This is a genomic window from Ferriphaselus sp. R-1, assembly GCF_000746095.1.
Taxonomy (GTDB): Bacteria; Pseudomonadota; Gammaproteobacteria; order Burkholderiales; family Gallionellaceae; genus Ferriphaselus.
Genome location: NZ_JQKP01000003.1, coordinates 217,318 through 229,680, shown reverse-complemented (window position 1 = coordinate 229,680; position 12,363 = coordinate 217,318). Strand labels below are relative to the sequence as shown.

Here is a 12,363-nt window from a genome sequence, read left to right as displayed (position 1 = left end):
GTGGCCGAGAGTTTCTTCTCAACCTTGAAGAACGAGCTCGTTCACCATTGCGACTTCCACACTAGAGATGAGGCACGGACGGCAATCTTCGAATATATTGAGATCTTCTATAATCGACAGCGTAGGCATCAGACTTTGGGGTACCTCAGCCCAGTGCAATTTGAGCAGCAAGCAGATGTACCCAATTAAACCGTCCGGGAAAAGCGGGTTAGCTCAGTCTGTCCCCGGTTATTTTCTGCTCGCACAGCTGCCGGAACTAGGCACTTTAGGTACAAGAGCGATTGGTGGGTTGGTTGGTGTATGTCCATACAGCCGAGACAGTGGTTCGATGCGTGGACGGCGCACAATATGGGACGGTCGAAGTACGGTGAGAGCTGCGCTGTATATGGCTGCGCTGGTTGGTAGCCGCCACAACCCGATTCTCAAAGCGTTCTATCAAAAATTGTTAGCAGCGGGAAAACCCAAAAAGGTGGCGTTGGTCGCCTGTATGCGCAAGCTATTGGTGATCCTGAATGCGATGATGAAGCACGATCATGAGTGGCACTATGAGCCAGCATAAAGACCACTTAGCGGGGAGAACTCAAGACAGTTGCTGTCCCCGGTTATTCTCCGCCGCCTGGTCGACTGGGCTGGATGCCGCCACCTTGAACGCTTGGTATGCCAGCGCTGAGGTGGGGGCGACTTACTCTTGATGGGTTCGGTGAGGTAAAAAACACTCAAATAGATTCAATTAATTGGACAGGAATTGTTTTGTGCAGGCGTAGGGAAATTTACGGTCAACTTCCCTGTTGGATCAACGCTTGCAAAAACAACTGCGCCTTTAGATGACTTTACACATTGATGAGTCGTATCTAGGTTGACCTGAGTGCCATCATTCAGGGATACAAAGACACGCCACTTATAATTATATTCGGGCAGTGTGTGTGTCCAAGCTCCGCCTAGTAGTTCTTCTGGGTATACGAATGTGGTACTAGACCCACTATTAACCACTCCTGTTGCCTCAAATGTAGATGTCGGAAGCCAATCTTTATATTGCTCAACAAGTAAGAAGTCAGCTCTGATGTGTGAGTGGTGGCACCAACTGGATGTGGCCCAAATACCAAACATGCACCCTTCATTTGGTATTTCTTGCGCCCACGCATCCGCAGGGCCTGAATAGTCATATTTTCTAGCAACAGAACATGATTTTCTACGATAGCCAGGTTCAGCAAATGCATTTCGCTGTGCGCTAGTAGTGTTATCCCATGGTGTGCAAGATTTTATATCCGCAAATGCGCCCGGATACTCTATAGACTCATCTACCCATTGTTCCGCTAATGGTGTCCATGAAACAAAGGCCTTTCCTACCAAATAGGGTTTGATTTGAAAGAACCAATTCTGCTCGTTATCCTTATCCCATTTAAATGCAAGGGATGCTGCAACATCAATCCGACTCGTTGTATCTGATGGCGTCCCGTTCATACCGCCCGACAGTTGTACAGAAAGGCTGCTACTGCCACCTGCTGTAGCTGTGACTTGTGTTTTGTTGATAATTGGCACCGTCCATGTTGTTTGTGGAGGGTAGCCCAATGGGGATAGATGAATTCCAACGAACTTTAAATATTGTTCTTGGCTACCGTTGTCTCTTACCTCTGGATTTATCAGACACAGGATTCTGGGTGTTTGATTATCATCCGGAAGAGATTGATTAATTGCTGTTGCTGCATTGCAAAGTGCGTCCCATGCATTGTGAATGCCTTCTCGTTCCAATACTTCTAAGGCATGTAGGGAGGTAAGTGATGCATCTATTCTTTTCAGAAGTATAAGTTGCTCCGATTTTGATAGTTCTGTGAACGGTGTGTCTAACTTGTGTTTAAAGATATCCGACAGCATCGCTGTAGAAATATCATTTTCCCTGATAATTGAACCTAACTGGCTCTTTACGGAGTTTTCGTACGAATCCGATGATTGCTGTAGCCACAGTTTAATATTGGCGGACTGTGCAATAACTCCAGCTGGGGTTGTTGCTCCCTCTATCCGGTTGCTGGATGGGTCACCTTTGCTTCTACTGGCTTCACTGACTATTTTTCTAAATATAGCTAGCTCTCTTTCTGTTATAAACTCGGGGAATGCGTATGGAGTTGTGATCGGTGCTTTACTGCCATATTTTGCTTTTGTCTTGGCATATGCATCGACGAAGGACCCAATAAAGTTATTGCCAATAAAGTTACTGCTACGCTGAAGTATGTTCCACGCATTGTCTTTGAATACAACTGGTGTGCTTTGCGCTACCTTATCCACATTACTTTTTTCCGACTCATTAGAGTATTTAGTAAGTAATTCAAGCATTGTTACGTCTACCGGTACTTTTAGAACCAAGTGTTTATTTTCAGCGCCAAAATTTTGCGTCTCATCACCAAGTGCGATGCACGAGTGAGTACTAATCAGAACTAACGAAATAAATGTAAGAAGTTTCTTGCTCCTTATTGACGTTTCCATGATAAGCACTCCTAAGAATTTAAGAATAACCACCGAGTAAACCAGTTATCAGAACCATTTACCCACAATGTAGGGTAAATACGTATGATAAATCTAGTTACTTATTTCTATCCTGTCAACTACGCAAATCACTTTCCACTCATTTCCGTCGTTAATTTCAAGATGGACGCAGGGCGAGTTCCGCTTGATGCGTTTTGCGGCCAGCGCCTATACTCGCGCCCGTACTTTCTCGGGAAGGGTGTGCCATGAGCAAATCCGTGCGGTGTGGTCTGGTGGGAGCGATGCTGATGATGACAGGGGCGAATGCGGCGCAGTTGACGGAGTGGCCGAGTATCACCAGCGCCATCGGACGCGATGCGCAGATCGAGGCGCGGGTGGCGCAGTTGCTGGCGGGCATGACGCTGGCGCAGAAGGTGGGGCAGATGACGCAGGCCGAGATCCAGTTCATCACGCCGGAGCAGGTGCGCCAGTATTACATCGGCTCGGTGCTCAACGGCGGCAGCAGTTGGCCGGGCAAGAATAAGCACGCCGCGCCCGCCGACTGGGTGGCGCTGGCCGACCGCTATTACGACGCTTCCATGTCTACCGACAGCGCGGTGAAAGTGCCCGTGATCTGGGGCATCGACGCCATCCACGGCAACAGCGCGGTGTATGGCGCGATGCTGTATCCGCACAATATCGGGCTGGGGGCGGCGCACGATGCCCAACTGGTCGGGCAGATCGGCGTGGCCACGGCCAAGGCGGTGCGCGCCATCGGTATCAACTGGGTGTTCGCGCCCACGCTGGCGGTGGTGCAGGATGACCGCTGGGGGCGCACTTACGAGAGCTTCTCCGAGGACGGCGCGCTGGTGAAGGACTACGCCAGTGCCTATGTCCGGGGTTTTCAGGGCGACCTCAAGCAGGACGGCAACGTTATCGCCACCGCCAAGCATTTCATGGGTGATGGCGGCACCTTTCAGGGCAAGGATCAGGGCGAGACGCGCGCCAGTCTGGCCGAGATGATGAACATCCACGGTCAGGGCTATTACGGCGCTCTGGGCGCGGGCGTGCAAACCGTGATGGCCTCGTTCAACAGTTGGAACGACACGACGGCGGGCATCGACCACGGCAAGATGCACGGCAACAAGATGATGCTGACCGAGGTGCTCAAGGGCAAGCTGGGTTTCGACGGGTTCGTGGTGTCGGACTGGAACGGCCACGCCCAGGTGCCGGGGTGCAGCAACGGCAGTTGCCCGCAGGCGATCAACGCGGGCATCGACATGGTGATGGTGCCGGAAGACTGGAAGGCGTTCATCGCCAACACCATCAAGCAGGTCGAGCACGGCGAGATTCCGCTGGCGCGCATCGACGATGCCGTGTCGCGCATTCTGCGCGTCAAACTGCGCGCCGGGATGTTCGAGCGCAAACCCTCGCAGAACGCCTACGCAGGCCAGGCCGACGCGATGCAGGACCGCGCGCTGGCGCGTCTGGCCGTGCGCAAATCGCTGGTGTTGCTCAAGAACGACGGCGGCGTGCTGCCGCTGGCGCGCAAGCAGAAGATACTGGTGGTGGGCAAGAGTGCCGACAGCGTGGCTAACCAGACTGGCGGCTGGACGCTGACCTGGCAGGGCACCGAGAACAAGAACAGTGACTTTCCCTATGCGGATACCCTGTTGGCTGGCATCGCGGAGGCGGTGGGCAAGTCCAACGTGACCTACAGCGCCGATGCCAAGGGCGTGGATGTCTCGCGCTACGATGCGGTGATCGCGGTCATCGGCGAAAAACCCTACGCCGAGTTCATGGGCGACATCGCGCCGAATGGTTCGATGCGGCACAGCAGCCGCTATCCTGAAGACCTGGCGGTGTTGCAGGCGGTGTCCGGCAAGGGCAAGCCGGTGGTCACCGTGCTGCTGTCCGGTCGCCCGGTGAACGCCAACGACTTGATGAACCTGTCCGACAGTTTCGTGGCGGCCTGGTTGCCGGGGTCGGAAGGGAAGGGCGTGGCCGATGTGCTGTTCCGCAAGGCGGACAACAAGGTCAATCACCCATTCACCGGCACGCTGTCGTTCTCTTGGCCGAGATCGCCGTGCCAGGCGCGCCTCAATGCGGGCGAGGCCGATTACGCGCCGTTGTTCCCGCTGGGCTACGGGCTGAAATATGGCAGCACGAGCCAGGTCGGCACGCTGGCCGACACCGCGTCGGCCTGCCAGTAACGAGGAGACGCCATGTCCAGACCTTCGCACCTCGAACAGGCCAACAACACCCGCTCGCTGGTCATCGTCACCATCTTGTTCTTCATGTGGGGGCTGCTGACCTCGCTCAACGACGTGCTCATCCCGCACCTGAAAGCCATCTACACGCTGAGTTACGTGCAGGCCATGCTGGTGCAGTTCTGCTTCTTCGGAGCCTATTTCGTGGTGTCGCTGCCGGTCGGCGCACTGATCAAGCGCACTGGCTATCAGCACGGCGCGGTCATCGGGCTGGTCATCGCGGCGGCGGGTTGCGCCCTGTTCTATCCGGCAGCGCAGAGCGGCTATGCGCTGTTCCTGTTCGCCTTCTTCGTGCTGGCCTCAGGTATCACCATGCTGCAAGTGGCGGCGAATCCTTATGTCGTCGTGCTCGGTCCGGCCAAGACGGCCTCCAGCCGTTTGACGCTGACACAAGCCTTCAACTCGCTGGGCACCACCGTCGGCCCGTTCTTCGGCGGCATGTTGATTCTGGGCGGCGTGCTGCTAGCCCCGGAACAGATCGCCGCCTTGCCCGCCGCCGAACAACTGGCTTACCGCGCCAAGGAGGCGGCGACGGTGCAAGGGCCGTATCTGGCGTTGGCGGGCGCGTTGCTGTTGCTGGCCATCCTGTTCGCGTTCGCTCGCTTGCCCAAGATCAACCATGACGAAGACGAGCCGGGCACCGTGCTCGCCGAGGGGACCAAAACTTTGCTTTCGCACCGCCACCTGTTGCTGGGCGCGGTCGGCATCTTCGTCTATGTCGGCGGCGAGGTCAGCATAGGCAGCTTTCTGGTGAACTTCCTCGGCGAGCCGGATGTGGCTGGTCTGGTGCCCGCCACGGCGGCGGCTTATGTGAGCTTCTATTGGGGTGGCGCGATGGTGGGGCGCTTCATCGGTTTCGCGGTGATGCGCCAGGTCAGTCCGGGCAAGACGCTGGCGTTCAACGCGGCCTGCGCCATCGCGCTGATACTCACCGCCATCTTCACCCAAGGCGCGCTGGCGATGTGGGCGATCCTGGCGGTTGGTCTGTTCAACTCCATCATGTTCCCGACCATCTTCAGCATGGCGCTGCACCGGCTGGGCAAGCTGACCGGCCACGCCTCCGGCGTGCTGTGCATGGCCATCGTCGGCGGCGCGCTGGTGCCGTTCCTGCAAGGCGCGCTGGCGGACCACATCGGCCTACATCTGTCTTTCTTTGTTCCGGCAATGTGTTACGTCTTCATCTTGTACTACGGCGTGAGGTTCTCGGGTTTGTATACGCCGCACGCCAGCCATCGGGAGTAAGCCATGAACAAGATCGTCAAATACACCTTGACCGGCCTGGGCGGCACGGTTTTGCTGGCTGCTGGGGCGGCGACCTATCTGGCGGCGACTTTCGATCCCAACGCCTACAAGGCCGAGATCATCAAGGCGGTGCAGGACAGCAAACAGCGCACGCTCAAGCTGGATGGCGACATCAAGCTGACCTTCTTTCCCAAGCTGGGCGCGAGTCTGGGCAAGGTGTCGCTGTCCGAGTTCCAGAGTCCGCAGACGTTTGCGGCGGTGGAGGACGTGCACGCCGCGCTGGCCTTCTGGCCTTTGTTGCATGGCGAGGCCGTGGTGGATGCGGTCAGCGTGTCCGGCCTCAAGGCCACGCTCATCAAGCGCAAGGACGGCAGCAGCAACATCGACGATCTGCTCGGCAAGAGCGATGCGCCCGCGTCCGAGAGCAAACTTAAGTTCGACATCGCGGGCGTGAGCATCGCCAAGACCGAACTGAGCTACCGCGACGAAGCCAGCGGGGCGGAATACACCGTGCGCGACCTGGAGTTGAGCACGGGGCGCATCGCCAACGGCGTGCAGTCGCCGGTCAAGCTCGCGCTGCACGTGCAGGCCAATCAGCCCAAGCTGGACGTGAAGTTGCAGGGCAAGGCCGACTTGACTTTGGATATGGACAAGAAACTCTACCGGCTGGTCGGGCTGGATCTGAACGCCAGCGGCAGCGCGCTCGACATCACCGAGTTGAGCCTGAAAGCCAGCGGCGATGCCGGTGCTGACCTGTCCGCCCATGCGTTCGATACCGGAAAGTTGAAGGTCTCGTTGAGCGGGAAGCAGGGCGGCAATCAATTCGAGGTGGAGCTTGATGCGCCCAAAGTCGCAGCGACAGGCGACCAGTTCACCGGTGAGCAACTGAAGCTCAGCGCCAAGCTGAAGGGAACGAATACCGTTGCCGCCACGCTGACCTTGCCCAGTATCGCCGGCACCGCGCAGGCGTTCGGCAGCAAGGCGCTGACGCTGGCCTTCGATGCCACCGGCGATGCTTTGCCCGGCAAACATGTCAGCAGCGAGATGCGCGGCAGCTTTGCCTTCGATGCGGACAAGCAGAGTTTTGAGGTGGCGCTGGCCGGTGGCTTGCTGCAAAGCCAGGTCAAGGCCAAGGTGGCGCTGAACGACTTCGCCGCGCCGCACATCCGTTTCGATGTCGATGTGGATCAGTTCGATGCCGACCTGTATTTTCCGCCTAGCGACAAGCCCAAAGCCGCCACACCCGAACAGCCTTTCGACCTGACCGTGCTGCGCAAACTCGATCTGGACGGCAAGCTGCACATCGGCGCGCTGACCGTGGCCAAGGTGAAGAGCCGCGACATCAATCTCACCATCAAGGCGCACCAGGGTTTGCTCAATGTCGCCCCGTTTTCGGCCAAGCTGTATGAGGGCAGCATCAGCGGCAGTCTGGCGGTGAACGCTGCGCCCGCCACGCCGGGCTTTGCCGTGAATCAGAATCTGACCGGCATCAATGTCGCCGCCCTGACCAAGGATGCCGCCGCTTTCGATACGCTGGAGGGGCACGGCAACGTCGGCATCAACGTGACGACGCAGGGCAACACCGTCAGCGCCTTGAAAAAGTCGCTCAATGGCAGCGCCACGCTGAATCTGACCGATGGCGCGATCAAGGGCATCAACATCGCCCAGAAGCTGCGCAGCGCCGGAAGCCTGGTTGGCCAGACGCAGACCCAGGCCGCGAACTCGGCGGAGAAGACCGATTTCAGCGAGCTGAAAGGCAGTTTCAGGATCGCGGGCGGTGTGGCGCACAACGACGACCTGTCGATGAAATCGCCGCTGCTGCGTCTGGCGGGCAACGGCGACATCGACCTCGGCAACGACAGCATGAACTACCTCGCCAAGGCGACGCTGGTGAAGACGCTGCAGGGGCAGGGCGGGCAGGACAATCTGTCCGGTCTGACCGTGCCGGTGCGCGTCCAGGGGCCGTTCGCCAGCCTGAAATATTCGCTGGATTTCGGCGCGGCGCTGTCCGATTCGACCCGGCAGCGGGTCGAAGTCAAAAAACAGGAGCTGAAGACCCGATTGCAGGACCAGCTCAAGGGCCTGTTCCGCTGATGGGCCGTCCGGCGGTCGGCCCCGGACAGACCTTGCGCGGTCGTGCCGGAACCAGAACACCTAGCTAGCAGGAAGCGTATGACCATCCATTCCCTATTGAGCCAGAACTCCCCCCGTCTGCAGGACACCGACAGCGTCGCCGTGGCGACCCGGATGCTGCTGGAGCACCGTCTTGCGGCCTTGCCCGTGGTCGATGCGACAGGCCGCTATCTGGGCATCTTCAGCATGGACCGGTTGCTGTCCTTGTTGTTGCCCAAGGCGGTGCTGATCGAAGGCGGGGTGACCGACCTGTCGTTCATGTCCGACCCGCTCGACATGTTGTGCGAGCGCATGCAGCAGTACCGCTCGGAGCCGGTTGGCAGTTTCATCGAGACGGGGGCGCGTGTACTGCATCCCGACACGCCCCTGCTGGAGACCGTGTTGCTGCTGTATCGCGGCGAGAACGACATCCCCGTGGTGGACCCGGCGAGCGGTCAGTTACTGGGCATGGTCATCGGGGCGGAGCTGTTGCAGCGCGTGTGTGAGCGGGGCGACGCATGAGCGGCGGGGGCCACATCCAGACGTTGTTCGGCATCGATCCCATGTGGCTGGCCACGGCACTGTTCGTGGCGACCTACGCCGTCATCATCAGCGAGCGGCTGAATCGCGCCATCGTCGCCCTGCTGGGCGGCGGGCTGATGATCCTGTGCGGCATCCTCACGCAAGAGGCTGCACTGCGGGGGATAGATTTCAATACGCTGGGGCTGCTGATCGGCATGATGATGATCGTCTCCATCACCCGCAAGAGCGGGGTGTTCCAGTTCGTCGCCATCTGGATCACCAAGAAAGTGCACGCGCAGCCGGTCGGCATCCTGATCATGATGTCGCTGGTGACGGCGGCGTTCTCCGCCTTGCTGGATAACGTCACCACCGTGCTGCTGGTCACCCCGGTCTTGTTGCTGATCACGGAAGAGCTGAGGATCAAGCCCTATCCCTACCTGTTCTCCATCATCTTCATGTCCAACATCGGCGGCACCGCCACCCTGATCGGCGATCCGCCCAACATCATGATAGGTTCGGCTGCCGGCCTGAGTTTCAACGACTTTCTCTGGCACCTCACGCCCATCATCCCGCTCATCGCCGGAGCCACCCTGTTGCCGATCTGGTGGTACTGGCGCAAGGACATCGTCGCCACGGCGGAAGACCGGGCGCGCGTCATGCGCTTCAACGAGATCGAGGCCATCACCGACTGGAAGCTGCTGAAACAGGCTGCGCTGGTGTTCACTCTGGTGATCGCCGGTTTCATGCTGCATGGCGTGTTGCATGTCGAACCGGCCACCACGGCCATGTTCGGGGCGGCCATGTTGCTGCTGCTGGAGAACCTGGGCAGTGACGCGGAGACCCAGGGCAAACGGGTCCATCATGCGCTGAGCGAGGTGGAATGGGTCACGCTGTTCTTCTTCATCGGCCTGTTCATCACCGTGTACGGCATCGAGCAAGCCGGTCTGATCGGGGCCATGGCGCACGGCCTGCTGGGACTGACCGGCGGCGACCTGACCACCACGGCGTTCGCGATCCTTTGGGGCTCGGCGATGATTTCGGCCTTCGTGGACAACATCCCGTTCGTGGCCACCATGATCCCGCTGATCAAATCCATGGCCCCCGCCATGGGCGGCGAGCAGGCGATCCTGCCGCTGTGGTGGGCCTTGTCACTGGGCGCTTGTCTGGGCGGCAACGGCACGCTGGTGGGGGCTTCGGCCAATCTGGTTGTGGCGGGCATCGCGGAGCGTGCCGGTATGCCGATCCGGTTTGGCACCTTTCTGAAAGTGGCTTTTCCCTTGATGTTGCTGTCGATCGGAATCGCCCACGGCTACCTCTATTTCCGGTATCTGATGTGATGGCGCGCGTCGCCATGGTTATGAAAGTTGAGTGAGATGAAGATCGAGACCTTGCGTTGGTTCAATGGCCGCCTGGAGATGATAGACCAGCGCGTGCTACCCGCCGCTTTTGAATACCTGAGCTATTACACCGCAGCGTCTGTAGCCGAGGGCATACGCAGCATGGTGGTGCGCGGCGCACCTGCCATCGGCGTGGCGGCGGCCTACGGTGTGGCGCTGGAAGCGATACGATTGGCTCGTCATGGCGGGATCAGTGATTCCGGCGGGCTGGATGTCCGCCTGCGCGAGAACGATGGACGGGCGGATTTCAATACGGGCATGGAAGAGGGTTTCAGGGTGCTGGCCGCCAGTCGGCCCACGGCGGTGAACCTGTTCTGGGCCTTGCAACGCATGCGCCGGGTGTGGGAAAGCGTGGCGGCGCAGTCGCCCGAGACCATTGCCGAACGCCTGTTGGCCGAGGCGCACGAGATCCACGCCGAGGACATCCGCATCAATCAGGCGATGGGCGCGTTCGGTGCGGAACTGTTGCCGGATGGCGCGCGGGTGTTGACTCATTGCAACGCGGGAGCCTTGGCCACGGCGGGTTGGGGTACGGCGCTGGGCGTGTTCCGCTCGGCGGTGGCGGCGGGCAAGAAGATCTCCGTCATCGCCGATGAGACCCGTCCCTTCCTGCAAGGCGCGCGGCTGACGGCGTGGGAGATGGTGCAGGAAAATATTCCGGTGACGCTCATCACCGACAACATGGCCGGTTACATGATGGCGCACGGCGCAGTGGACGCGGTGGTGGTCGGCACCGACCGGGTGGCGGCCAACGGCGATGTCGCCAACAAGATTGGCACCTACATGGTGGCGGTGCTGGCGCGGCGACACAACATCCCGTTCTATGTCGCCTGTCCGCTCTCGACCATCGACCTCAACATCGCGTCGGGCAAAGACATTCCCATCGAGGAGCGCTCGGTGGATGAGGTCAAAGGCTTCCGCGACACGCATTGGGCGGCAGAGGGCGTGCAGATACGCAATCCGTCATTCGATGTGACTCCTGCGGAGCTGGTGACCGGCCTGATCACGGAGCGGGGCGTGGTCCTCAGCCCGGATGCTGCCAAGCTGCGTGCGCTGTTCAGTCAGGCGGGGAGCTGCTGACCTGACTGTATAATGCGCCGCTTCAGGCCATGCGTGGCCGCCGCGCCATCAAGGAAAACCATGTACGAAGTTCGCCCCGGTCAGTCCGTCGAGTTGTTGAAGGAGCTGCACATCCTCACCCGCGACGGCAAGATGAATCAGGATTCGCGCCGCAAGCTTAAGCAGGTGTTCCATCTCTACCAGTTCATCGAGCCCCTGTTGCAGGAGATTCGCCAGCAGCGCCCGGATGTGCGCCTGGTTGATCACGGCGCGGGTAAGTCCTATCTGGGCTTCATCCTGTATGACCTGTTCTTCAAGACGCTGGCGGGCGGTTCGCGCATCTATGGCATCGAGACCCGGGCGGAGCTGGTGCAGCGCTCGCGCGAACTGGCACAACGGCTGGATTTCAGCGGCATGTCTTTTCTCGACCTCTCGGTGGCTGACTCTATAACATCCAATGAGTTGCCGGATGAAGTTGATGTGGTCACTGCACTCCATGCCTGCAATACTGCGACCGATGATGCCATCCGTTTCGCCCTGGCCAAGCGTTCGCGCTTCATCGTGCTGGTGCCGTGCTGCCAAGCCGAGGTTGCCGCCGCGCTGCGCAAGAACAAGGGCGCGGTGCTGAAGAACCCGCTGTCCGAACTGTGGCGACATCCGATACATACGCGCGAGTTCGGCAGTCATCTCACCAATGTGTTGCGCTGCCTGCAACTGGAGTCGCACGGCTACCAGGTGACGGTGACGGAGCTGGTGGGCTGGGAGCATTCGATGAAGAATGAACTCATCATCGCTCGTTATCAGGGGCAGCCGCGCAGACAGCCAGCCGAACGCTTGAATCACATGCTGGAATCACTGGGTTTGACCGAACTGCACGAACGCTTCTTTACTTCTGAGCAAGGACTCTCAAGATGACTGAAAACAAACCCAACCATTATCAGCGCATAGGCGGTGAGGCGGGGGTGCGCGCTTTGGTGCAGCGCTTCTATCAGGTGATGGACGAATTGCCGGAGTCATATGGCATACGCAAGATGCATCCGGACAGCCTCAAATCGTCGGAGGACAAGCTGTTCAAGTTCCTGTCGGGCTGGATGGGCGGTCCGCAACTCTTTGTGCAGGAATATGGCCACCCCTTGCTGCGTCAGCGGCATATGCCGTTCACCATCGGCAAGGAAGAGCGCAACCAGTGGCTGATGTGCATGGACATCGCCTTGCGCGAGACGGTGGCTGACGAGGTGCTACGTCAGGAACTGACGCTGGCCTTCGTCAAAGTGGCGGAGCACATGCGCAACCGCGAAGGTTGA

10 protein-coding genes and 1 pseudogene are annotated in these 12,363 nt (G+C 59.0%); 10 read left to right on the top strand and 1 reads right to left on the bottom strand.

From position 1 onward, the window contains the following. Positions 1-189: IS3 family transposase (locus DM08_RS05525; RefSeq protein WP_152555786.1), on the top strand; the 189-nt coding region annotated here is incomplete at its 5' end. Positions 190-235: 46 nt separating this feature from the next. Then, positions 236-559, top strand: a pseudogene (locus tag DM08_RS12515) (transposase); the annotation flags it as partial. Between the two features lie 167 nt (positions 560-726). Here the strand turns inward: DM08_RS12515 and DM08_RS12800 are convergent. Then, the gene (locus DM08_RS12800) at positions 727-2,478 is read right to left on the bottom strand and encodes a hypothetical protein (protein WP_152555784.1); all 1,752 of its coding nucleotides are present in this window, start codon (positions 2,476-2,478) and stop codon (positions 727-729) included. Between the two features lie 245 nt (positions 2,479-2,723). Here DM08_RS12800 and DM08_RS05515 point away from each other — a divergent pair, with 245 nt between their 5' ends. From DM08_RS05515 to DM08_RS05480, 8 genes are all read left to right on the top strand, one after another. Then, positions 2,724-4,670: a glycoside hydrolase family 3 protein gene (locus DM08_RS05515; protein WP_035383627.1), complete on the top strand. Its 1,947-nt coding sequence runs from the start codon at positions 2,724-2,726 to the stop codon at positions 4,668-4,670. A gap of 12 nt (positions 4,671-4,682) precedes the next feature. Beyond that, the gene (locus DM08_RS05510; RefSeq protein ID WP_035383626.1) at positions 4,683-5,969 is read left to right on the top strand and encodes a sugar MFS transporter; all 1,287 of its coding nucleotides are present in this window, start codon (positions 4,683-4,685) and stop codon (positions 5,967-5,969) included. 3 nt (positions 5,970-5,972) lie between these two features. After that, positions 5,973-8,063 carry an AsmA family protein gene (locus DM08_RS05505; protein WP_035383625.1) on the top strand — a complete coding sequence of 697 codons (2,091 nt, stop codon included), beginning with the start codon at positions 5,973-5,975 and terminating at the stop codon, positions 8,061-8,063. A gap of 78 nt (positions 8,064-8,141) precedes the next feature. After that, a complete protein-coding gene (locus tag DM08_RS05500) occupies positions 8,142-8,603 on the top strand; it encodes a CBS domain-containing protein (protein ID WP_035383624.1) in 462 nt (153 codons plus the stop codon). Next, positions 8,600-9,940 (top strand): ArsB/NhaD family transporter, encoded by a 1,341-nt coding sequence (locus DM08_RS05495; protein ID WP_035383623.1) that lies wholly within the window; start codon positions 8,600-8,602, stop codon positions 9,938-9,940. Before DM08_RS05500 ends, DM08_RS05495 begins: the two co-directional genes overlap by 4 nt. Before the next feature lie 36 nt (positions 9,941-9,976). After that, on the top strand, positions 9,977-11,080 hold the full coding sequence (mtnA, locus tag DM08_RS05490) for an S-methyl-5-thioribose-1-phosphate isomerase (protein WP_035383622.1): 1,104 nt from the start codon (positions 9,977-9,979) through the stop codon (positions 11,078-11,080). 60 nt (positions 11,081-11,140) lie between these two features. Then, positions 11,141-11,974 (top strand): class I SAM-dependent methyltransferase, encoded by an 834-nt coding sequence (locus DM08_RS05485; protein ID WP_202593370.1) that lies wholly within the window; start codon positions 11,141-11,143, stop codon positions 11,972-11,974. Continuing rightward, a complete protein-coding gene (locus DM08_RS05480) occupies positions 11,971-12,363 on the top strand; it encodes a group II truncated hemoglobin (RefSeq protein ID WP_035383620.1) in 393 nt (130 codons plus the stop codon). The genes DM08_RS05485 and DM08_RS05480 overlap by 4 nt, the downstream gene beginning before the upstream one ends.

Bases quoted from the DNA above. Each gene is read 5' to 3' on its own strand.
- DM08_RS05500 (WP_035383624.1), top strand. From the start codon at position 8,142: ATGACCATCCATTCCCTATTGAGCCAGAACTCCCCCCGTCTGCAGGAC.
- DM08_RS05505 (WP_035383625.1), top strand. From the start codon at position 5,973: ATGAACAAGATCGTCAAATACACCTTGACCGGCCTGGGCGGCACGGTT.
- DM08_RS05485 (WP_202593370.1), top strand. From the start codon at position 11,141: ATGTACGAAGTTCGCCCCGGTCAGTCCGTCGAGTTGTTGAAGGAGCTG.
- DM08_RS05480 (WP_035383620.1), top strand. From the start codon at position 11,971: ATGACTGAAAACAAACCCAACCATTATCAGCGCATAGGCGGTGAGGCG.
- DM08_RS05515 (WP_035383627.1), top strand. From the start codon at position 2,724: ATGAGCAAATCCGTGCGGTGTGGTCTGGTGGGAGCGATGCTGATGATG.
- DM08_RS12800 (WP_152555784.1), bottom strand. From the start codon at position 2,478: ATGGAAACGTCAATAAGGAGCAAGAAACTTCTTACATTTATTTCGTTA.
- mtnA (WP_035383622.1), top strand. From the start codon at position 9,977: ATGAAGATCGAGACCTTGCGTTGGTTCAATGGCCGCCTGGAGATGATA.
- DM08_RS05510 (WP_035383626.1), top strand. From the start codon at position 4,683: ATGTCCAGACCTTCGCACCTCGAACAGGCCAACAACACCCGCTCGCTG.
- DM08_RS05495 (WP_035383623.1), top strand. From the start codon at position 8,600: ATGAGCGGCGGGGGCCACATCCAGACGTTGTTCGGCATCGATCCCATG.